General features: G+C 74.4%; 18 protein-coding genes and 1 pseudogene. 8 read left to right on the forward strand and 11 right to left on the reverse strand.

The features are described from left to right. Nucleotides 1–3: 3 nt before the first annotated feature. Entirely contained in the window at nt 4–1,308 is a 1,305-nt protein-coding gene (locus tag ABT296_RS01395; RefSeq protein WP_351922299.1) for a hypothetical protein, read from the forward strand. Nucleotides 1,309–1,342: 34 nt separating this feature from the next. On the opposite strand, the gene ABT296_RS01400 is transcribed toward ABT296_RS01395, so the two are convergent. Continuing rightward, nucleotides 1,343–2,176: an MOSC domain-containing protein gene (locus tag ABT296_RS01400; RefSeq protein ID WP_351922300.1), complete on the reverse strand. Its 834-nt coding sequence runs from the start codon at nt 2,174–2,176 to the stop codon at nt 1,343–1,345. Between the two features lie 177 nt (nt 2,177–2,353). On the opposite strand from ABT296_RS01400, the gene mptB reads away from it, so the two are divergent. Then, on the forward strand, nt 2,354–3,748 hold the full coding sequence (gene mptB / locus ABT296_RS01405) for a polyprenol phosphomannose-dependent alpha 1,6 mannosyltransferase MptB (protein ID WP_351922301.1): 1,395 nt from the start codon (nt 2,354–2,356) through the stop codon (nt 3,746–3,748). Continuing rightward, the gene (locus ABT296_RS01410; protein WP_351922302.1) at nt 3,745–5,115 is read left to right on the forward strand and encodes a glycosyltransferase family 87 protein; all 1,371 of its coding nucleotides are present in this window, start codon (nt 3,745–3,747) and stop codon (nt 5,113–5,115) included. Before mptB ends, ABT296_RS01410 begins: the two co-directional genes overlap by 4 nt. Before the next feature lie 83 nt (nt 5,116–5,198). Here the strand turns inward: ABT296_RS01410 and ABT296_RS01415 are convergent. The 3 genes and pseudogenes from ABT296_RS01415 to ABT296_RS01425 form a co-directional block, all read right to left on the reverse strand. Continuing rightward, nucleotides 5,199–6,038 (reverse strand): annotated as a pseudogene (locus ABT296_RS01415) (D-alanyl-D-alanine carboxypeptidase family protein); the annotation flags it as partial. Nucleotides 6,039–6,139: 101 nt separating this feature from the next. Beyond that, nucleotides 6,140–7,264, reverse strand: a complete 1,125-nt coding sequence (gene rho, locus ABT296_RS01420; protein WP_351922303.1) for a transcription termination factor Rho — start codon at nt 7,262–7,264, stop codon at nt 6,140–6,142. Nucleotides 7,265–7,732: 468 nt separating this feature from the next. Beyond that, complete coding sequence (locus ABT296_RS01425; RefSeq protein WP_351922304.1) at nt 7,733–8,131, reverse strand: nuclear transport factor 2 family protein; 399 nt, start codon at nt 8,129–8,131, stop codon at nt 7,733–7,735. Nucleotides 8,132–8,199: 68 nt separating this feature from the next. Here ABT296_RS01425 and ABT296_RS01430 point away from each other — a divergent pair, with 68 nt between their 5' ends. Then, complete coding sequence (locus tag ABT296_RS01430; protein ID WP_351922305.1) at nt 8,200–8,763, forward strand: PadR family transcriptional regulator; 564 nt, start codon at nt 8,200–8,202, stop codon at nt 8,761–8,763. A 59-nt stretch (nt 8,764–8,822) separates the two neighbouring features. Continuing rightward, complete coding sequence (locus tag ABT296_RS01435) at nt 8,823–9,572, forward strand: class I SAM-dependent methyltransferase (RefSeq protein ID WP_351922306.1); 750 nt, start codon at nt 8,823–8,825, stop codon at nt 9,570–9,572. On the opposite strand, the gene ABT296_RS01440 is transcribed toward ABT296_RS01435, so the two are convergent. The 4 genes from ABT296_RS01440 to ABT296_RS01455 all read right to left on the reverse strand — a co-directional run bounded on the left by ABT296_RS01440 (nt 9,542) and on the right by ABT296_RS01455 (nt 12,899). Next, nucleotides 9,542–10,285 carry a GntR family transcriptional regulator gene (locus ABT296_RS01440; protein ID WP_351922307.1) on the reverse strand — a complete coding sequence of 248 codons (744 nt, stop codon included), beginning with the start codon at nt 10,283–10,285 and terminating at the stop codon, nt 9,542–9,544. The genes ABT296_RS01435 and ABT296_RS01440 overlap by 31 nt on opposite strands. Before the next feature lie 133 nt (nt 10,286–10,418). Then, the gene (locus ABT296_RS01445; RefSeq protein WP_351922308.1) at nt 10,419–11,387 is read right to left on the reverse strand and encodes an acetylxylan esterase; all 969 of its coding nucleotides are present in this window, start codon (nt 11,385–11,387) and stop codon (nt 10,419–10,421) included. 134 nt (nt 11,388–11,521) lie between these two features. After that, on the reverse strand, nt 11,522–12,301 hold the full coding sequence (locus ABT296_RS01450; protein ID WP_351922309.1) for a ferredoxin reductase: 780 nt from the start codon (nt 12,299–12,301) through the stop codon (nt 11,522–11,524). Continuing rightward, nucleotides 12,294–12,899, reverse strand: a complete 606-nt coding sequence (locus ABT296_RS01455; RefSeq protein ID WP_351922412.1) for a sulfite oxidase-like oxidoreductase — start codon at nt 12,897–12,899, stop codon at nt 12,294–12,296. The genes ABT296_RS01450 and ABT296_RS01455 overlap by 8 nt, the downstream gene beginning before the upstream one ends. Before the next feature lie 152 nt (nt 12,900–13,051). On the opposite strand from ABT296_RS01455, the gene ABT296_RS01460 reads away from it, so the two are divergent. Further along, on the forward strand, nt 13,052–13,762 hold the full coding sequence (locus ABT296_RS01460) for a GNAT family N-acetyltransferase (RefSeq protein WP_351922310.1): 711 nt from the start codon (nt 13,052–13,054) through the stop codon (nt 13,760–13,762). Nucleotides 13,763–14,443: 681 nt separating this feature from the next. On the opposite strand, the gene ABT296_RS01465 is transcribed toward ABT296_RS01460, so the two are convergent. After that, nucleotides 14,444–14,902 carry a MarR family winged helix-turn-helix transcriptional regulator gene (locus tag ABT296_RS01465; protein ID WP_351922311.1) on the reverse strand — a complete coding sequence of 153 codons (459 nt, stop codon included), beginning with the start codon at nt 14,900–14,902 and terminating at the stop codon, nt 14,444–14,446. Nucleotides 14,903–15,117: 215 nt separating this feature from the next. Here ABT296_RS01465 and ABT296_RS01470 point away from each other — a divergent pair, with 215 nt between their 5' ends. Beyond that, nucleotides 15,118–15,912: a putative protein N(5)-glutamine methyltransferase gene (locus tag ABT296_RS01470; protein ID WP_351922312.1), complete on the forward strand. Its 795-nt coding sequence runs from the start codon at nt 15,118–15,120 to the stop codon at nt 15,910–15,912. Here the strand turns inward: ABT296_RS01470 and ABT296_RS01475 are convergent. Then, a complete protein-coding gene (locus ABT296_RS01475; RefSeq protein WP_351922313.1) occupies nt 15,909–16,583 on the reverse strand; it encodes a hypothetical protein in 675 nt (224 codons plus the stop codon). The genes ABT296_RS01470 and ABT296_RS01475 overlap by 4 nt on opposite strands. Before the next feature lie 115 nt (nt 16,584–16,698). Then, nucleotides 16,699–18,786: a SpoIIE family protein phosphatase gene (locus tag ABT296_RS01480; protein WP_351922314.1), complete on the reverse strand. Its 2,088-nt coding sequence runs from the start codon at nt 18,784–18,786 to the stop codon at nt 16,699–16,701. 281 nt (nt 18,787–19,067) lie between these two features. Between ABT296_RS01480 and ABT296_RS01485 the strand changes: the two genes are divergently transcribed. Further along, entirely contained in the window at nt 19,068–19,940 is an 873-nt protein-coding gene (locus ABT296_RS01485) for a hypothetical protein (RefSeq protein WP_351922315.1), read from the forward strand. Nucleotides 19,941–20,045: the final 105 nt, after the last annotated feature.

Raw genomic sequence — 20,045 nt, forward strand, 5'->3', positions numbered from 1 at the left:
CACATGTTCTCGCGCAAGCTTCGCCGCCCCAAGAACCCCGCCCTGCTGAAGGCGTGGGAGACCCTCGACGCGGGCGACATCCCCGGCGCCCTGCGCCAGTTGCGGTCCGGCACCGACGAACTCCCGCTCGGCGAGCTGGCCCTGGTGGTCGCCCGCGCGGCCGGCTCCGCCGGGTTCGACGACCTCAAGGAAGCCGCCGACGCCCTCGCCGCCCGCCCCGACCGGCCGCAGGAGCTGTACGACTTCGGGTACGCGTGCGTCGAGCGCGGCATCGCCCACCTGGCGATCCCCGCCCTGCGCGAGGCCCTGCGGCAGCTGCCTGGCTCCCCGGCCGTACTGCGCGAACTCGTCTCCGCCTGCGAACGCGAGGAGCGCCACGCCGAGGCCGTCCAGGTGCTCACCGCGTACCAGGGCGACCTCGCCGACTGGCCCGACCGCTACCTCCTCGTCCACAACGCCCTCATGGCCGGCGACCTCCCGCTGGCCCGCCGCGAGCACGCCCTCCTGCCCGACCCGCAGGACGAGCGGTGGCGGCCCGCCCGGGCCCGCCAGAACCGCGTGCTGGAGCGGGCGGCGAGCGTGGCGGCGGCAAGCCCGCTGGACGGCACGGACCTGCGGGGCTGGCAGTTCGCCCTGGGCGGCACCGTCCTCGGCACGCTCTCCCCGTACGGCTTCGACGCGGGCATGACCGGCCGGTACGCCTGGCTCCAGGACAGCAACGAACAGTGCCTGCGCGGTCTGACGCGGCTGCGGACGGTGCTGGCGGCCGCCGGGGTCGAGCCGAAGTCGGTCTCGCTGCTGCCCGACCGCGACAGCCGCATCCTCGGCCTGGCCGCCGCCGAGGTGCTCGGTCTGCCCGCGCTGCCGTTCGCCCCCGAGCGCCCGGACACCGTGGTCGTCGCCTACGACCTCAACGAGGTCGAGCCCGCGATCCTGGAGCGGCTCCACGTCCGCACGGCGGGCCAGGTGCTGCACGAGCACGCCGGTTGCTGGACCGACACCCCGGCCGTCACCCCCGACAGCGTCACCCTGCTCCACCAGTCGGCGACCGCCCCCTGGGCCGGCGTACTGCGCCAGTCGCAGGACGGCGGCGTCGAGCGCTCGGCCCCCGACGAGCGCCCCGAGTCCGAGATCGCCGCGGAGATCGTGGCCGCCGACCCCACCGAGGACGAGGGCGACGGCTCCACACCGGCCGACCCCGACGAGCGGCTCACGGAGTTCGTCAGCGCGGTCCGCGACACCTGGCTCCGGGGCGACCGCGACCGGGTGGCGTCCGCCGGACCGGTGCCGAGCTCACGCTTCCTCTGAAGGGCCGCCGGCTGAAGGGCCGCCGACCGCTCGGCTACCGCTCGGCGGCGTCCCACCCGTCCACGACGACCTCGTCGCCGACGGACAGCTCGCCCGGCCGCAGCACGGAGAACTTCGTACCGAACACCACGCCCCCGCCCAGGGCGCGCCGGTAGCGGGCGAGCGTCCGCAGCGGCTCCTTGCCCCGCCGCTCCCCGGTCTCCTGATCGACCAGGGTGACCGCGCAGCGCACGGCGAGCTTGGCCCAGCCCAGTTCCGCCCCGCCGATCCGCACCCGGCGCACCCGGTCCTCGGCGTGCGGCTCGGCCGCCCAGTCGGTGCCGTCCACGACGACGTTCGGCCGGAACCGGCTCATCGGCAGCGGCTGGCCGCCCTGCTCGGCCATCCGCCGGTCCAGCAGGGCGAGGGAGGCGCGGGACAGCAGATGCACGGCGCTGCTGTCGGCGTACCCGGAGGGCCCCGGGGTCCAGCCGTCGGCGATCCGGTCGTGCTCGGGCGGTACCCGGACCAGCCGGCTGGGCGTGCCGAGGACCTCCGTGAGCCAGCCGGCGGCCTCGTCGCCCTGGTCGATCCCCTCGAAGGAGGCGCCGAAGAGGTCGACGCGGCGGCGCGGGGCGCTGGTGGTGACCTCGATGTGCACCGCCGTGCCGTCCGCGTCGAGCCGGAGCCCTGCGCCGTCGGCGCTCACCACGGGCCGGATCAGGGCGAGGCGGGGATGACGGCGCTGGGTGCGGTAGACGCCGTTCCCGTCGGTGACCATGAAGGTGCGGTCGTGCGCGAGCCCCGCCGCGGTGAGCGGCGCGTCGCTCAGCGACAGACCCGCGCACCCCTTGACGGGGTAGCAGATGAGATCGACGACCTCGGCCATGTCAGGTCCCCCCAGTCCCGCCCGCCGCCAGGTTAGGACACCCGCCCGACTCCCGGGCGGGCGCGACCGGCCCCCGTGCGGGACGCGCCACGCACCGGACACACGTCGGCTTTCCCCCGGAGGTTCCCGCGTCGGGTTCCGGCCACCCGGCACGGGCACTCTGGCCGCGTGTTGGCCATGGCTCCTCCCGTCGATCTCCGCCGTTGCCAGGTGCTCGGACTGGCCGGCACCGCCTTCCTCGCGGCAGGCGGTGGAACAGCGGGAGCGCTTCCCGTCCGGGACCTTCTCGCGCCCTCCTCCGCCGAGGCCGCCCTCGGCCTGATCGGCGTGTACTTCGGCGTCGTCCTGCTGATCGCGGCCTGGGCGCTGATGGGCCGCCTGCTGCTCACCTCGGCGCCGCCGACCCCGCGCGCCCTGCTGGCCACCCTCGCCCTGTGGGCGGTTCCGCTGCTCCTCGCGCCGCCGCTGTTCAGCCGGGACGTCTACAGCTACCTCGCGCAGGGCGCCATGGTGGACGCCCACCTCGACGTGTACGCGCACGGCCCGGCCCGGCTCGGCGGCCCCCTCGCCGAGGAGGTCGCCCCGCTCTGGCAGCACACCGGAGCGCCCTACGGACCGGTCTTCCTCGCCCTGGCCTCCGGACTGTCGGCGCTGACCAGCGGTGAACTCCCCGCGGGCCTGGTCGGCATGCGGCTGGTCGCCCTGCTCGGGGTCGCCCTGATGGCGGCCGCGCTGCCCCGGCTGGCCCGGCACAGCGGCGCCGACCCGGCCGCCGCGCTCTGGCTCGGCGCCCTCAACCCGCTGGTGCTGCTGCACCTGGTCGCCGGCGCCCACAACGACGCCGTGATGCTCGGCCTGCTCGGCCTCGGCCTGGTCGCGGCCCTCGGCCGGTGGCCGCTGCTCGGCGCCGTACTCGTCACGCTCGCCGCCCTGGTCAAGGCACCCGCGGCCCTCGGAATCGCCGCGGTGGTCGTGCTGCGGCTGCGGGCCGGTCACCGCCCGATTCCCGCCGTGCTGGGCACCACGGCCGCGGTCGCGGCCACGACGGTCGCCGCGACCGCCGTCGCCGGCACCGGATACGGCTGGATCGGTGCCCTCGACACCCCGGTCTCGCCCCACAACTGGGCGCTCACCAGCCTCCTCGGCCGCGCGACCCGCGCCCTGCTGGAGGGGCTCGGCAGCGACCTGGCGCCGCTGGCCGTACCCGTCTGGCACGCCCTGGGCATCGCCGCCGCCGCGGTCGCCGTCGCCGTCATCTGGCTGCGGCTCAGAGCGCGCCCGGTGTACGCGCTCGGCCTCAGCCTCGCCGCCGTGGCCGCCCTCGGCCCCGCGATCCGCCCCTGGTACGCCCTGTGGGGCCTGTTCCTGATCGCCGCCGCGGCCCCGAGCGCCTCGGTCCGGCACCGGGTGGCGGCCGTCGCGGGCGTGCTGGCGCCGGCCACCCTGCCGAGCGGGGGCCAGGCCGACGCCGGACAGCTGGTGCTCGCCGTCTCCGGCGGGGTGCTCGCGGTGGTCGTGCTGTGGCAGGCCCACCAGGCGGAGCTGGCGCCGGCCTGGGGGCGTACCGCATGAGGCCGCCCCGCACCGACCTGGGGCGGCTGGCCCTGCTGTTCGTCCTGGCCGCCGCCGTGACCGCGTTCACCGCGACCGTGCCGCTGCTGCGCGACTGGTTCGACCTGCGCGTCTACCACGGCACGGTGGACAGCTGGGTGCACCACGGCGGCCGGATCTACGACTACCTCGTCCCCGGCACCGGGTACGGCTTCACCTATCCGCCGTTCGCCGCCGTCGTCATGCTGCCCATGGCCCTGCTGGACCTGCCCGCCGCGGTCGCCGTATCGCTGCTGCTCAACGCGGTGGCGCTGGGCGTGGTCCTGCGCATCCTGGCCGGACGGGACCTGCGGCGCCACGGCTGGTACGGCTGCGCCCTCGCCGTCTGCGCGCTCGCCCTGTTCGAACCGCTGCGCGACACCTTCAGCTTCGGCCAGGTGAACGTCGTCCTGCTCGCCCTGGTGCTGACGGACGCCTGGCTGCTGGCCACGGGGCGGGCGCGGCCGGCGGGCGTGGGGATCGGTCTCGCCGCCGCGATCAAGCTGACGCCGGCGGTCTTCATCGGTCTGCTGCTGCTCTCCCGCCGCCGGCGGGCCGCCGGTGTAGCGACGGCGGTGGCGGCCGGGGCGACGCTGCTGGCGGCCTGGGTGGCCCCGGACGCGTCCCGCCACTACTGGACGAAGGCCCTGTGGGACACCACCCGGGTGGGCCGCCCGGACTACGTCTCCAACCAGTCGCTCCAGGGCGTCCTGGCCCGGCTCGGTGAACCGGATCGGGCCCTGTGGGCGGTGGCCGTGCTGCTGGTGCTGGGTGTCTGGGCCCGGCGCGCGAGCCGGGCGGTCGCCGCGGGGGAGTGGACCGCGGCCTTCGCCCTGACCGGCCTCGTGGCCTGTCTGGTCAGCCCCATCACATGGGTCCACCATCTGGTGTGGCTGCTGCCCGCCTTCGCGGTGCTGGTGCGCGCCGGGCACCCGCGGGTCGCGGGCGCCCTGTACGCGGTGATGTGCACGAGCGTGGTGTGGCTGTGGTTCGACGACTCCTCCGGCGTCGACGGGTTCCTCGGCTCCAACCTCTACGTCTGGATCACGCTGGGTCTGCTGCTGTGGCTGCCGGTCGGTCAGCCCTCCTCCGGACGGCACCTTCCCGGACGGAGCGTCACCGCCACGGCGGCCGCGCCCAGTCCGGCGGCGCCGGCGACCATCCAGGCGGCACTCCAGCCCGGCCCCGGGTCCGCGCCCCCCGGAGCCGCCGCCGGGGCGACGGGGTCGGCGGACGCGGCCTCGGGACCCGGCTGCGGGGCGGCCTTCAGCGCGTCCAGCGAACCCACCGGATCGACCCGCCCGGCGGCCGAGAAACCCCAGTCGAGCAGTTCCCGGGCCTCCTCGTAGACGGTGAGGCCGCCGCCGGCCTGGGGGTTCATCACCGTGACGACCAGGGTGCGGCCGTCCCTGCGGGCGGCGCTGACCAGGGTGTGCCCCGCCTTGCTGGTGTAGCCGTTCTTCACGCCGATCAGGCCGGGATAGCGGCCGACGCCGTCGGCGCCGGTCAGCAGCCGGTTGGTGTTGCGGATGCCGTACGACCAGCCCCCGCGCCCTGGGAACCTGGCCTCCGCGGTGGCGCAGTACCGGGCGAAGTCCTTGTTGCGCAGCCCCGCCCGGCCGAACACCGCCAGGTCGTACGCCGAGGAGACCTGGCCCGGCGCGTCGTACCCGTCCGGCGAGACGACGCGGGTGTCGAGGGCGCCGAGCGCCCGCGCCTTGGCCTGCATCTGCCTGGCCGTGGCACGCCAGCCGCCGTTGAGGCGGGCGAGGACGTGCACGGCGTCGTTGCCGGAGTTGAGGAACACCCCGTTCCACAGATCGGAGACCCGGTACGTGTGGCCCTCGGCGACCCCGACCAGGCTGCTGCCGGGGCCGATGCCGGCGAGTTCCTCCTCGCTGACCGTGTGCCGGATGCCGCCGGGCAGGGAGGGCAGCACGGTGACGGCGAACAGGGTCTTGAGGGTGCTGGCGGGCGGCAGTCTGCGGTGCGCGTCGTGCGCGGCGAGCACCTCGCCGGTGCCGGCGTCGGCGACCAGCCACGAGAGCGCGGAGACCCGCGGGGTGCGGGGTGCCCCGGAGTGCGGGCGTACCTGCGTACCGGAGCGGCGCAGCAGTGAGGGCTGCGGAAGCGTGGCGACGCGCGCCCGCTCGGCGCCGCCGGGGTCGGCCGGGCCCCGGTCGGCGGCCGTGGCGGGCGCGAGCCCGAGCAGGCCCGCCACACAGAGCGCGCCGGCCGAGACGGTCACCCGGGATGAGAATCCGATCTTCATATGATCAAACTAGAAAGGGTGGGGCGGGACGGCGTGCTGCCCTGACGGAGCGTCGCCCGCGAGCACCCGGATGCCGCACGCGTTTGTGGGATCGTCCGCGGTCACTTCGGCTGGGGCAGGGTCGGCCGGACCCGGTGCAGGAAGGTCGCGTTGTCCGGCGTCTGCCGCATCCGCTCCAGCAGTGTCTCCAGCCCGTCCTTGGCCGTCAGGACCCGGCGCAGGCCCTGGGCCGCGCTCAACTCGGCCGGGGGTAGCAGCAGTTCCTCGCGGCGGGTGCCGGAGGCGGCGATGTCGATGGCCGGGAAGACCCGGCGCGAGGCCGCCTCGCGGCTGAGGCGCAGCTCCATGTTGCCGGTGCTCTTGAGCTCCTCGAAGAAGAACTCGTCGGCTCGGGAGCCGGTCTCCACCAGCGCGGTGGCGAGGACCGTCAGGGAGCCACCCTCCTCGGCGGCCCGCGCGGCGCCGAAGAACCGCTTCGGCCCGATGAGCGCGGAGGCGTCGACGCCCCCGCTGAGGGTGCGGCCGCCCGCGGCGGCGGCGTTGTTGTGGGCCCGGCACAGCCGGGTCAGCGAGTCGAGCAGGATCACGACGTCGTCTCCCGCCTCGACGAGCCGCTTGGCCCGCTCGACGACGAGTTCGGCCAGCGCGATGTGCTGCCGGGGCGTGCGGTCGAAGGTCGAGGCGTACACCTCGCCGCGCACCGAGCGCCGCATCTCGGTGACTTCCTCGGGGCGTTCGTCGAGCAGCACCACCATCAGGCGGCACTCGGGGTGGTTGCCGGTTACGGCCGCGGCGATCTGCTGGAGCAGCACCGTCTTGCCGGTCTTGGGCGGGGCCACGATCAGGCCGCGCTGGCCCTTGCCGACCGGTGCGACGAGGTCGGTGACGCGCCCGGCGAGCCCGGCCGCCGGGTGTTCCAGGCGGAGCCGCTCGCTGGGGTGCAGCGGGGTCAGGTCGGCGAAGCGGCGGCGGTCGCGGTCGGGTGCGCGGCCGCCCACCCGGGCGACCTCGGCGAGGGCCCTTCGGCCGTCGCGGACGCCTTCGACGAGGTCGCCCCTGCGCAGGCCGTGGCGGCGGATCAGCGTGGCGGGCACCTGGAGGTCGGAGGCCGTGGGCACGAGGTCGGCCGCACGCAGGTGGCCCTTCCCGCTCGCGTCGATGTCGAGGACACCGGTGACGGTCTGGGCCGCGGACTTCTGTACGGGGGGTTCGAGTGTGGTGGTCATGAGAGGGGGTCCTTTCACGGACGTACGGCATGGGGCATGCGAAGGGGGAGAGCCGCGGGAACGAGGCGGACTGAGCGCCTTCGGGCGGCGGGGAACAGCACCCCGGGTACGGCGGAACCGCGCGTCGCGAGGTGGTGGGGAAGCCGGTACGTCGACCGGCTCGCTGAAGGAGAACTGGCACCGGCGCCCAGGACAGGGCGTACACAAGTGCTGACGGGACCGTACCACGCCGTCTCGGTGCGTGGCGAGGGTTCCCTGCGGCGGCGCGGGCGGCTCTTCGCTCTCGCGCGGCCGGCGGACGTCAGGTCCCGGAGTCGTCAACGCGGCGACGGCCGGGTCTATTCCGGCGCGCGCCACGGCGGGGGACCCGAAAGGGTCAACCGGCCCCCGGGGCAGGGCGGTTCGATGCCCGCGCCGGGGGTTCGGGGTCATGCCTTGGACACAGTGGGCGCGCGGTGCGCCCCGGGGTCAGACGGAACGCGCCTGCGCGTCCGCCGCGATCTGCTCGAACTGCGCGCCCATCGCGGCCGCCAGCGCCTGCGCGGCCGACAGCGGACGGACCATCACCGTGAACTCGTCGATCAGACCGTTCTCGTCGACGTGGAGGAAGTCGCAGCCCTGGATCTCGCGGTCGCCGACCCGGGCCGTGAAGATCAGCGCGTGGTCGCGGCCGTTCGCGTCGTTGATCTCCCGGACGTAGCGGAAGTCCTCGAAGACCCGCGAGACCCCGCGCAGGATCGCCGCCGTCATCGCCTTGCCGGGGTACGGCTTGAACACCGCGGGGCTGGTGAAGACGACGTCCTCGGCCAGCAGAGCCTCGGCGGCGTCGAGGTCCCATTTCTCGATCGCCTCGCGGAACGCCTGCATCGCTCCTCCATAGTCAATTTGTTGAGTAGGTGCGGATGACATTAGTCACCTGCTGCTAGCGTGTCCACATGTCGCTGAAGTACGCCGTCCTCGCCGCCCTCCTGGAGGGGGAGGCGTCGGGCTACGAGCTGTCCAAGGTGTTCGACGTCTCGCTCGCGAACTTCTGGGCCGCGACCCCGCAGCAGCTCTACCGGGAGCTGGAGCGGCTGGCCCGGGACGGCCTGGTCAGCGCCCGCGTCGTGCAGCAGGAACGCCGGCCCAACAAGCGGATGTTCACGCTGACCGAGACCGGCCGCGAGGAGCTGCGCGCGTTCGCCGTCGAACCGGTCCGCAGGCCCGCCGCGATGCGCGACGAACTGCTCATCAAGATCCAGGCCATGGACGAGTCCGACCCGGCCGCCACCCGCGCCCTGATCGAGGAGCGGATGTCCTGGGCGCAGGGCAAACTCGCCCGCTACCAGCGCGTCAAGGACCGGATGCTGGACGGGCGGACCGAGGACGAGTACCTGCGGGAGACCGACCGCGTCGGCCCGTACCTCACCCTGCACGGCGGCATCGCCTACGAGCGGGAGGTCCTGCGCTGGTGCGAGCGCGTCCTCGCGGTCGTCGAGCGGCGCGCGCCGCTGGGCTGAGGCGCCTCCCCGGGCCGAGGCGCCCCCACGGGCCGGGGGCGTCCCTTAAGCTGGCGCCGATGTTCAGCCCCGAAGGCCCCTCCCTGCGCGAACTCGCCGTCCAGGCGCTGTCGTCCGTCGAACGCGGCTACGACCTGCTCGCGCCCAAGTTCGACCACACCCCCTTCCGCACCCCCGACTCCGTGCTCGACGCGGTCGGCGCCGCACTGGAGGGCATGGGCCCCTTCGGCACCGGGCTCGACCTGTGCTGCGGCACGGGCGCCGGCGTGGACGTGCTCACCCGGGTGTGCCGCGGCCGGGTCACCGGCGTGGACTTCAGCGCCGGCATGCTCCGGGTCGCCCGCGCCCGCACGTTCGGCCCACAGGTCTCCTACGTCCGTGCCGACGTCCGCGCCCTGCCCTTCGCCCCGGCCTTCGACCTGGTGGTGAGCTTCGGGGCCTTCGGGCACTTCCTGCCGCGCGAACTGCCGGACCTGTTCGCCCGGGTGCGCTCCGTGCTGCGGCCCGGCGGCGCCTTCGTCTTCCCCGTGGTGGCCCCGCCGCGGCCCCTGTCGTGGGCGTACTGGATGCTGCTGGGCTTCGACGCGGTGATGCGGGTGCGCAACGCCGTGTGGCGCCCGCCGTTCGTCATGTACTACCGCGCCTTCCGGCTCGGCGAGGTGCGCCGGGAGCTGGAACGCGCCGGGCTGACGGTGGAGCTGACGGCGCTGCCCGAGTTCGGGCAGCGCCGCGACGGGAGCCCCAGGGTGCGGATGGTCGTCGCCCGCAGACCGGCGGGTCAGCCGGCCGCCGGGAGCGTGAACTCGTAGACCAGGGCGTCCTGGCGGGCGTCCACCAGCAGTTCGGTGATCTCCAGCGGGCGGGCGTACTGGTCGTGCACGCGCCGGGTGACCCGCACCGAGGACGCGCCCGCGAGGGGGGTGATGGAGTCCCGGTGATGCAGGGTCAGGCCCGCCTGGCGCATCCAGTCGTAGGTGCGGCGCAGCTGGGCGCAGGAGGAGCCGCCCGCGCGGTCCCGGTAGCGGCCCAGCTCCCGCACCTCCGCCAGCGCCACGGCCGAGAACGACGTCACGGCCGTCCGGCGTCCGGCTCCGTCGGCGTCCGCGGACTCGTAGCGGTGCATCAGGGTCGGGCGGTGCGGGGCGAGGCCCAGGGCCCTGGCGTGCCCGGGCGGGGGCTTCTCCCAGGTCACCGTCGCGCGGTCCACGGTGCCCGGATCGGCGGTGCGGGCGCCTATTGGGAAGGTCAGCGCGGCGGGGGTCTCCACCGGCGCTCCGGGGAGTGCGGCGTGGCTGCCGCGCCGGTCGGTGGCGACCACGCCGTCGTGCCGCAGCACCTCCAGCGCCTGCCGTACGGTTTCCCTGCTGACGCCGTAGTGCCGCGCCAGATGCCGCTCGCCCGGCAGGCGCTCCCCGGGCGGGATCGTGCCGTCGCGCAACTCCCCGAGCAACTGCGTGGCGACGTGCCAGTAGAGGGGCTGTCCCTCGGTGGCCTGATGGTCTTGCGGGGTGGTGCGGGCCATGCCGCGCCCTCCTGTTGGTGACGTGCCGTAGCCGTGGCGACTCATTGCGCCACCAGATCTAGCATTGGTCTAAACCACCAGGGAAGGGTGTCGGGCCGGTTCGGCCGAAACCGGCCCGCGCGCCACGGCTCTGTCAGGCGTACGAACGCAGCCAGTTCAGCTTGGCGAGGTCGTGGTAAGGGCCGCCGCCCTCGTGGTCGTTGAAGTCGTAGACCTCGATCGTCTTGTCCTCGTGCGCCCAGGCGTTGAAGGCCGCGAACACCGTCGAGGGCGGGCAGGTCTGGTCCTCCAGGGCGGCCGAGAACAGCGCCGGCGCCGTGCCGCGCGCGGCGAAATGCACACCGTCGAAGTAGGACAGCGTCCGCTGCACCTCCGCGGCGCGGCCGCGGTGCGTCTTGAGGTAGAGCGCGATCTCGCGGTACGGGTGACGGTCCGTCAGGGTCGTCGAGCGCGGGAAGTCGCACAGGAACGGCACGTCCGGCGCCACGGCCGCCAGGTCCGGTACCAGGCCGCCGACGGCGATGGATATCCCGCCGCCCTGGCTGGAGCCCATCGCCACGGTGCGCGAGGAGTCGGTCAGCGGATGCGAACGGGCGGCCTCCACGGCCCGTACGGCGTCCGTGAACACCCGCCGGTAGTAGTAGTTCTCCGGCGCGTCGATCCCGCGCGTCATGAACCCCGGGAACGCGGGCGCGCCGCCCACCGGATCGGCGGTCGCGCCGCCGCCGCCCCAGGCGCTGCCCTGTCCGCGGGTGTCCATCACGAAGTGCGCCCGGCCCGAGGACGCCCACAGCAGCCGCTCGTGCGGGAGCCCGCGTCCGCCGCCGTAGCCGACGAACTCCACCACCAGCGGGAGGGGTTCCTCGGCCGCCGCGGGCAGGATCAGCCAGCCCTTCACCGGGTGGCCGCCGAACCCGGCGAACGTCACGTCGAGCACCGTCACCGTGGACAGGCCCGTGTCGACCGGCTCGAAGCGGGCGTCCAGGTCGTGTTCGCGCGCCTCCTGGAGCGTCTTGGACCAGAAGGCGTCGAAGTCCTCGGGCGCGGCGGACTCGCTGCGGTATTCGCGCAGTTCGTCGAGCGGAAGGTCGAACCAGGGCATGAGTGACCGCCTTTGGGATGAGGAGGTGCGAGCGGTCACACCGTACGTGGGGGGTCGAGTCTTTCGCCAGGTCGAAGAGGGTAAAGCGCTTTCTTTTTCAGGTGCGGGGCGGACCCGGGCCCGCCCCGCCGCGGTCAGCCGAAGCGTTCGATCCGGATGTGCTCCACCGGCTGGCCGGCCGCCACGAGCAGCCGCGAGGCGTGCTCGGCGAACGCGTTGGAGCCGCACACGTACGCCTCCCAACCGCCCTCGGGCGCCTCGGCCAGCAGCGGCGCCACATGGGCGGCCGACAGACGTCCCACCGGGACGCCCTCGGGGGCGCTGCGCGTGAACACCGGGGTCGTCTCCGCGCCGTACTCCCGGGCGTAGATCAGCTCCTCGGGGCCGCGCGCCGACACCAGCAGCCGCAGCGGCACGTCCAGTCCGCGCGCCCGGTGGTGCCGGACCATCGACATCAGCGGAACGACGCCCGAGCCGGCGCCGATCAGCAGCGCCGGCCGGTCCCCGGGCCAGGCGAAGAACCCGCTCAGCGGGCCGCGCACCGCCACCAGGTCGCCGGGCCGGGCCTCGGTGTGGAACCAGCCGGAGACCTCGCCGCCCTCGACGTGGTCCAGGGTCAGCTCGATGTGCCCGCGGTCGTCGGGCGCGGACGCGATGGAGTAGTGCCGCTGGGCGCTGTAGCCGTCCTCGGCGGTCAGCCGCACCGTCAGATGCTGGCCGGGCAGATGCCCCGCCCAGTCGGGCACCGCGAGCCGCACGCTCACGGCGCGCGGCGTCTCGCGGCGGATCGCGGTGATCGTGGCGGTCTGCCACGCCGTCGCCGCCTGCTGGTTCACCGCGATCCGGCCGGGCACGGCGAACCGGGTCGGGGGTGCGAAGGCCGCGGTGGCCGTGGTCACGGTCGTGTCAGTCACCGGAGTACCGCTCCTCCGCCCAGGGGTTGCCGCGGTCGTGGTAGCCGTTCCGCTCCCAGAATCCCGGCTCGTCGTGGTCGAGGATCCGCAGTCCCGCGATCCACTTCGCGCTCTTCCAGAAGTACAGATGGGGCACCAGCAGCCGCGCCGGACCGCCGTGCTCCGGCGTCAGCGGCCGCCCGTCGTACTCCCAGGCGATCCACGCCCGCCCGTCCCGCAGATCCGCGAGCGGGAGGTTCGCGGTGTAACCGGTGTGGGAGTAGGCCACGGCGTGAGTGGCCGAATCATGGGGGCGGACCCTATCCAGGAACGCGTCCATCGAGACGCCCCCGAACCGCACCCCGAACTTCGACCAGCTCGTCACGCAGTGGATGTCGCCCTCGTACGCCGACCCCGGCAGCGTGTGCGCCTCGTCCCAGGTCCAGGTGCGCGGCCGCTCGACCAGGCCGTCGACGCGGAACGTCCACGCCTCGGCCGTGAGGTCCGGGGTGACCTCGGCGGACAGGACGGGCCAGTCGTCGCCGGCGTCGTACTGGCCCGGCGGCAGGCCGGGCCGGTGGACGCGGTCACGCCCGGTGAATCCTCGGGTGACGTTCATGGCGGGTGGTGCCTCCTGGCCGCCGCGCCGGGCGGCCGTGCTCATGGGTGTGCCTTCGTTGCGCCTTCAACCGTACTGGTCCGTCCGGGCGGGAATAGCCGCGGGCCGATCCCGCTTGGCCTCTGTGTCGGTGGAGCGGAGAGAGGGAACAGATGTCCGAGGCGTACGACGGGGTCCTCGACCACCCGGCCAGGGCCGCGCTGACCGGCCCCCACGCCCGGTTCGCCGAGGCGCGCGGCCGGGTGCTGCGCTACCACGCCGACGTCGCGCCCTGGGTGGCGGTGCCCGACGACCCGAGCGACGCCGACTGGGCCGACGTCGCAGCCCTCACCGGCCCCGGCGGCGAGGCCCTGCTGCTCGGCTTCCCCGGGAGCGCTCCCGCGGGCTGGCGGACCGTCTTCCGCGCCGAGGGAGTGCAGCTCGTCGGCGAGGACGTGGCCGGGGAACCGGACCCGGAGGCGGTCCTCCTCGGCCCGGCCGACGTGCCCGAGATGCTCGACCTGGTCGCCCGGACCCGCCCCGGCCCCTTCCTGCACCGCACCCGGGAACTGGGCACCTACCTGGGCATCCGCCGCCGCGGCACCCTCGTCGCCATGGCGGGGGAGCGGCTGCGCCCGCCGGGCTGGACGGAGATCAGCGCGGTCTGCACCGACCCCGCCGTGCGCGGCCAGGGCCTGGCCGGACGCCTGGTGCGGGCCGTCGCCCACGGCATCCGGGAGCGCGGCGAAATCCCCTTCCTGCACACCGGCGCCGACAACGCGGGCGCGATCCGCCTGTACGAGTCCCTCGGCTTCCACCACCGCCGCGACACGGTCTTCTACGGCACGCGGGTCCCGGACGGCGTCCTGGAGCCGACGGCTTGACCGGGAGCGCGGGCGGCTCGGCGGAGCCGATGCCCTGACCCGGGCCACGGACGGCTCGCCGGAGCCGCGGCCACCCCGGGGCGCGGGCGGCGGGGCGCAGCCAGTGGTCTGCCCCGGGTTCCGGGTGGTGTGTCGGGGCTGGTGGGCTGACGTGGGGCGCGGGCGGCTTGTTCTGCGTCGCGGGTGCCCCGCCCGAGGTTGCCGCATGGCCTGAGTTCCGGATGGCCTGGTGGGCTCTGTGGTCTGCCCCGGGTTCCGGGCGGCGTGCTGGGCCGGTGGGCTGACTCGGGACGCGGGTGGTGTGATGGCGTCGGCGGTCTGTTCCGCATCGCGGAGGCCGTGCCCGCGGCTACCGCATGACCCGGCTCCCGGAGGGCCTGGTGGACTCTGCCGTCCGCCCCGACTTGTGGACGGATTGCCGGGCCCTGCGGCCTGCCGCGGGTCCCGGGCGATGCGCTGGAGTCGACGGGCCGACGCGGGCGCGGACGGCGTGATGGAGTCAGCAGTCCGATCTGGGGCGCGGACGCCTTGCACGAGGCTGCTGGTCGCCCCGAGTCCCCAAGGGCCTGTCGGACCCTGCGGGCCGACTCGGGTCCCGGGCGGCGTGCCCGGGGCCGTGGTGTGATCCGAGTCGCCGGGTGCCCTGCTGGAGTTCGCCGCCTGATCCGGGCCCCGCGGGGTCTACCCGGCGCTTCGGTCGGCTGTAGGACCGGGCGCGGCGTTGTAGCGCACGAGGTACGCGGCGAAGCGTTCCAGGTCCGTCTGTGGCCAGTCCGTGAGTCGTTCCCGGACGACCTCCCGTCGGCGCTCGGTGACCTGGCCGAGGAGTCGCCGCCCGGCGTCCGTCAGGTGCAGCAGTTGGCCCCGCTGGTCGTCCGGGTCGATGCTCCGCCCGATCAGCCCGTCCCGCTCCAGCACGGCCACCTGACGGCTCACCGTCGACTTGTCCAGCGCGTAGTGCGCGGCCAGGTCGGTGGCCCGGCAGCCGCCGCTCTCCTCCAGATGCCCGAGCAGGGTGTACGACACCAGCGACAGCTCCGGGTGCATCCGTCCGGCCGAGGCGCGGGCCCGGCGGGCGAAGGCCGTCATCTCGCGCTGGATGGTCTCCACGGCCGTGTCCGGAACGTCCCTCGTGCTCATGGTTGCAGAGTACAACTCCGCTCCCCGGGGCACCCCCGCACGCGGTGATCGCCGGTGTACTCTTGCCCTCCGTCCGAGGACCGTCCCGGACGTGTCGAGCCGAGGGGGTGAGACCCATTACCGCTCTGTCAGGTCGGGTGCTCTCCCCGTGCGTCGGTGCGGTCGCCGGTCGTCGGTGACCGCGGGAGCGCCCTTCGGATCCCGAAAGGCTCCCCTTGTCCTCCCTGTCCTTCTCCCACGGCTCCTCCCATGACGCCGTCACGGCCCGGCTCCGCGCCGCGGGCTGTGTCTTCGCCGAGGACGAAGCGCGGCTGCTGATCTCCGCCGCCACCGCCCCGGCCGACCTCGCCGCGCTGGTGGAGCGGCGCGCCGCCGGCCACCCGCTCGAACTCGTCCTCGGCTGGGCCGAGTTCCGGGGCCTGCGCATCGACGTGCAACCCGGTGTCTTCGTCCCGCGCCGCCGTACCGAGTTCCTGGTCGAGCAGGCCCTCGCGCACGCTCCCCACGCCCGCGTGGTGGTGGACCTGTGCTGCGGCTCGGGTGCCGTCGGTGCCGCCCTGGCCGCCGCGCTGGGCCCGGTCGAACTGCACGCCGCCGACATCGACCCGGCCGCCGTGCGCTGCGCCCGCCGCAACATCGCCCCGTACGGCGGACAGGCCCACACCGGTGACCTGTTCGGGGCGCTGCCGGGCGCCCTGCGCGGCCGGATCGGCATCCTCGCCGCGAACGTCCCCTACGTGCCCACGGCCGACATCGCGCTGCTGCCCGCCGAGGCCCGCGACCACGAGCCGCCGGCCGCCCTCGACGGCGGCGCGGACGGCCTGGACCTGCTGCGCCGGGTGGCCTCCGAGGCGGCACGCTGGCTGGCGCCCGACGGCTGCCTGCTGGTCGAGACGAGCGAACGCCAGACCCCGGCCGCCCTCGACGCCTTCCGCCGGGGCGGCCTGACGGCGCGTCCGGCACGCTGCGAGGAGCGGCACGCACAGGTGGTGGTGGGCACGGTGCCCTAACTCGCCTGTGAGGTCTCCGTGTTGTTGTTCCAGGGCGGTGCGTGCCCCGGTCCGTTCTCCTGGTCGTGGCGGGGGAACCGGTCGGGCCGCTCGTGGGGGTCCCGCTTCTCCTTGTGCCAGGTGCCCGACAGGACATGGTCGGCGGTCCGCTCACCGCTGTCGGAACGGGTGCCGATCACCACGACCTCGTCCCCGTCCTTCAGACCGTCGGAGTCGCCGTCCCGGTGGACCTCTGTGCCGTCGGCGACCGTCCAGGCCCACTCGGTGCCGTCCTCGCTGCGGACGGTGACCCGGTCGCCGTCCACGTCCCGCACGGTGCCGCGCTGCCAGACGCGGACGATCCACTCGTCCCCGTCCCGCACCGTGGTCTCGCCGTGGACGGCACCGCCGCCGGGGCCGAACCACGGTCCGGGGTGGTGCCGTTCGCCGGGCCGGTCCGGGGTGCCGGAAGGCGCCGACGCGGAGGCGGACGGGTCGGTGCCGGCCGACGTCGCGGCGTAGGCGACGGTGCCGCCGAGGGCGAGTACGGCGACCGCCGTCGCCGCGGTGACGGTCCGCGCGCGTGCGGAGCGCCCCCGCCACCGGTGGCCGCGCGGCAGGTCCGGGTCGGGACCGCCCGTGAGTACGTCCGCCCCGTCGACGCCGGGTTCCCGGTCCGGATCGTGTGTCATGGCTCGCTCCCTCGGCCACGGCGGCCCGGCCGTCCTGGGCCACACCTTGCTGTGATTGTGGTGCGAGGGCGGTAAGAAGCCGGTAACGGTTGCCTGTGAATGCCCGACGGCCGGCTCAGCCCGGCTGGACCGGTGCCACGGCCCGTGCGATGAGCAGGGCGACGTCGTCGGAGTTGTCCGGCTGGCGCAGGGTGCGCAGCAGCAGGTCGCACACCTCCTCCAGCGGGCGGTCGGGCCCGGTGAGCAGGTTCAGCAGCGCGTCCAGCCGTTCGTCCAGCGGGTGTTGGCGGGTCTCGACCAGGCCGTCGGTGTAGAAGACCAGCCGGTCACCGGGGTCCAGCGTCACCGTGGTGGTCGAGAACTCCACTCCGCCCACGCCCAGGGGTGCCCCGGTGGGCAGTTCGAGCAGCTCGGGGGCGTGCCCCGCGCGGAGCCGGACCGGCGGCAGATGCCCGGCGTTGGCGATCCGGCACTCGTGGCGGTGCGGGTCGTGGACGGCGTAGACGCAGGTGGCGATGGAGTGGTCCAGGCCCTCGGTGGTCTTGTCCAGGTGCTCCAGCAGACGGGCGGGGTCGAGACCGAGGGCGGCGAGTGCGTTGGTCGCGGTCCGCAGCCGTCCCATCGTCGCGGCGGCGCTCACCCCGCTGCCCATCACATCGCCGACGGCCAGCGCCGTCCGCCCGGAGTCCAGCGGGATCACGTCGAACCAGTCGCCGCCCACCTCGGCGGTGGCGCCCGCGGGCTGGTAGCGGGAGGCGACCTCCAGGCCGCCCGTCACCGGCGGGTGGCTGGGCAGCAGACTGCGCTGGAGGGTGAGGGCGGTGTCGCGGGCGTTCTGGTACCAGCGGGCGTTGTCGATCTGCACCGCGGCCCGGGCCGCGAGCTCCCGCGCCAGCAGCAGGTCGTCCTCCCCGAACGGCAGCGGGTTGGAGCTGCGCTTCAGGTCGAGCGCGCCCAGCACCTCGCCGCGCGCGATCAGCGGAACCGCCAGGTACGAGTGGACGCCGGCACGGGCCAGCCGTACGGCGGACTCGGGGGACCGGGCGATCCTGGGCAGGTCCGCGGGTTGGACCTCGGCCACCAGGACCGGACTGCCGGTGCGTACGCACTGGGTGACCAGCCGGTCGGGCTCGTACCGGGCGATCCGGCCGGGCAGGTCGGCGGCGTCGAGCGCCTCGGAGGGGCCCACCGCCTGGACGGCCAGGGCACGGATCACGGCGGGTTCGGCGGGGCCGAGGATGCTGCGTCTGCCCTCCACGACCGCGTCCAGCAGGTCCACGGCCGCGATGTCGGCGAGCTCCGGGACGGCGACGTCGGCGAGTTCGCGCGCCGTGCGGCCCAGTTCGAGGGTGGTGCCGATACGGGCGGAGGCGTCGGCGATGACGGCGAGGCGCCGACGTGCCGAGTCGGCCTGGATCTGGGCGTGGCGCTGCTCGGTGATGTCCACGATCATGCAGGCCACGCCGGTCGCGGCGCCCGGGGCGTCCTCCAGCCGGTACATCGAGACCGACCATGCGTGGTCCTCGTCCGGGTCGGCCGGGGTGCGGCCCACGGTGGCCCGGTCGACCAGCGGTGCGCCGGTCTCCAGCACCTGGCGGGCCGCGGCCTCCAGGGCGGCCGCGTCCAGGCCCGGCAGGACGTCGTGGAGGGTGCGGCCCAGGTGCTGATCGGTCGGCATGCCGTTGATCCGCTCCAGCGCCGGGTTGACGGAGACGTACCGCAGATCGCGGTCGAGGACGGCGAGCCCCAGCGGTGACTGCTGGACCATACGGGCGGAGAGCGCCAGTTCCCGCTCCAGGCGGCGCACCGTCGACTGGTCGGCGGCCAGGCCGAGTGCGTAGAAATAGCCCCGGTCGTCCTGGAGCCGCTGGTTGCGGAACTCCACCATCCGGGTGCTGCCGTCCTTGTGGCGGATGGGGAAGGCGCCGGACCAGCTCTCGCCGGTCTCCATGACGTCGGCGAACAGCTTCAGCACGACGTCCAGGTGGCGCTCGTGGATCATCAGCCGGACGGCGGACCGGCCCAGCGCCTCGTGCGCCGCGTAGCCGAAGAGCTGTTCGGCCTGGGGGCTCCACAGCACGATCCTGCCCTGTGCGTCCAGCACCACGGAGGCCATGCCGAGGACGTCGAGCAGTCCGCCCGGGTGCGGGCTCCAGCGCACCGGCTCGTCGTCCCGGGCCACGGGAGGTCGGGCTGCAGTCATCCCACGCACCGCCTTCGCCTGATCGCACGGCACGCCGTCCCCCGTGCCGACTCCCCTTGTTCTATCGCGTTCAACCGTTCTCGCGACCTCTCGCGTAGCTCACCTCCACCATCTCTCAACACGACGAAGATCGTCCGGAACCGGAGCGCGTCTGCCCGAGTGCGCGCCGGCGCCACCCTGCCGACCACCGCCGTTCCGATATTGGTCTGTACATGACCACCTCGGCCCGCCAGACTGTCCGCCGAACACGCACGCCCACCCCCCGACCCAGGAGCCGACCCATGCCCTCGCGTGCCCGGCAACGTTGTCATGCGCTTCTCACCGGCCTCGTCGCCCTCGCCAGTGCCGCCGTCCTGTCCGGTGCCCCGCCCGCCGTCGCCGCCGACACCTGGACCGAGGTCGGCTCCGACCGGGCCGACCCGCTGACCGAGAGCCAGGGCCTGGCCTCGGTGGAGGTCCCGGCGGGCAGCCCCAACCGCTACACCGGCATCGGCACCATCCCGATCGGCCTGTCGAGCCGGGGCTGGAACCACGTCGGCGACCCGGACGCCTCCTACGACGGCCACTACATCGAGCCCTACCAGGCCGACTCCGGCACCGCGAAGATGTTCCGGGTCCAGGCGCCGGGCGGCGCCTGGGCGGAGTACGTGCACACGCTCGCCGGCGGTGAGGCGCTGAACAACTCCTGGGTCGCCGTCGCCCCGGGCGGCCGGTGGATGCTGGCGGGGGAGTGGGGCACCATGAACCGGCTGCTCGTCTTCCCGACCCCGGGCGTCAACCCGGACACATCCCCCTCGGTGAACCTCCCGCTGGCCTCCACCGTCCGCCTCGACCGCCCCGTCCGCGACGTCCAGGGCTGCGACTTCTCGGGTCCGACCACGCTGCTGTGCTCCTCGGACGATCCGGCCGGGACCCTCTTCGGCATGACCAAGCCGCTGCTGCGGATCGACCTGTCCGCCGAGCCGGGCGCCACGGACGTCACCGGGAACGTCACCGCCCTGCGCCGGCTCCCGCTGCGCAGCGGCTGCTCGGGCACCTTCGAGACGGAGGGCGTCGACTTCGACCGCCGTACCGGCACTCTGCGTGTGATCGTCCTGTCGCCCGGATTCTGCGTCCTGACCGACAGCAAGACCTACCGCTTCACCCGGAGCTGACCGGGGCGCTCCTCCTGGGGCCGCGCTTCCCGGAATGTAGTGGTTCTCTGGGAGTGCGGCACATGCCGCCGGCGGACCCGGCGCCGTGCCGGAGCGGCCCCGAGA

This window comes from Streptomyces sp. NPDC000983 (assembly GCF_040299205.1).
In the GTDB taxonomy this organism is placed as follows: Bacteria; Actinomycetota; Actinomycetes; order Streptomycetales; family Streptomycetaceae; genus Streptomyces.

Bases quoted from the DNA above. Each gene is read 5' to 3' on its own strand.
- rho (WP_351922303.1), bottom strand. From the start codon at position 7,264: ATGACCACCACACTCGAACCCCCCGTACAGAAGTCCGCGGCCCAGACC.
- ABT296_RS01445 (WP_351922308.1), bottom strand. From the start codon at position 11,387: ATGCCCTGGTTCGACCTTCCGCTCGACGAACTGCGCGAATACCGCAGC.
- ABT296_RS01465 (WP_351922311.1), bottom strand. From the start codon at position 14,902: ATGAGCACGAGGGACGTTCCGGACACGGCCGTGGAGACCATCCAGCGC.
- ABT296_RS01440 (WP_351922307.1), bottom strand. From the start codon at position 10,285: ATGGCCCGCACCACCCCGCAAGACCATCAGGCCACCGAGGGACAGCCC.
- ABT296_RS01455 (WP_351922412.1), bottom strand. From the start codon at position 12,899: ATGAACGTCACCCGAGGATTCACCGGGCGTGACCGCGTCCACCGGCCC.
- ABT296_RS01480 (WP_351922314.1), bottom strand. From the start codon at position 18,786: ATGACTGCAGCCCGACCTCCCGTGGCCCGGGACGACGAGCCGGTGCGC.
- mptB (WP_351922301.1), top strand. From the start codon at position 2,354: ATGGCTCCTCCCGTCGATCTCCGCCGTTGCCAGGTGCTCGGACTGGCC.
- ABT296_RS01475 (WP_351922313.1), bottom strand. From the start codon at position 16,583: ATGACACACGATCCGGACCGGGAACCCGGCGTCGACGGGGCGGACGTA.
- ABT296_RS01395 (WP_351922299.1), top strand. From the start codon at position 4: ATGTTCTCGCGCAAGCTTCGCCGCCCCAAGAACCCCGCCCTGCTGAAG.
- ABT296_RS01485 (WP_351922315.1), top strand. From the start codon at position 19,068: ATGCCCTCGCGTGCCCGGCAACGTTGTCATGCGCTTCTCACCGGCCTC.
- ABT296_RS01430 (WP_351922305.1), top strand. From the start codon at position 8,200: ATGTCGCTGAAGTACGCCGTCCTCGCCGCCCTCCTGGAGGGGGAGGCG.
- ABT296_RS01435 (WP_351922306.1), top strand. From the start codon at position 8,823: ATGTTCAGCCCCGAAGGCCCCTCCCTGCGCGAACTCGCCGTCCAGGCG.
- ABT296_RS01460 (WP_351922310.1), top strand. From the start codon at position 13,052: ATGTCCGAGGCGTACGACGGGGTCCTCGACCACCCGGCCAGGGCCGCG.
- ABT296_RS01425 (WP_351922304.1), bottom strand. From the start codon at position 8,131: ATGCAGGCGTTCCGCGAGGCGATCGAGAAATGGGACCTCGACGCCGCC.
- ABT296_RS01400 (WP_351922300.1), bottom strand. From the start codon at position 2,176: ATGGCCGAGGTCGTCGATCTCATCTGCTACCCCGTCAAGGGGTGCGCG.
- ABT296_RS01410 (WP_351922302.1), top strand. From the start codon at position 3,745: ATGAGGCCGCCCCGCACCGACCTGGGGCGGCTGGCCCTGCTGTTCGTC.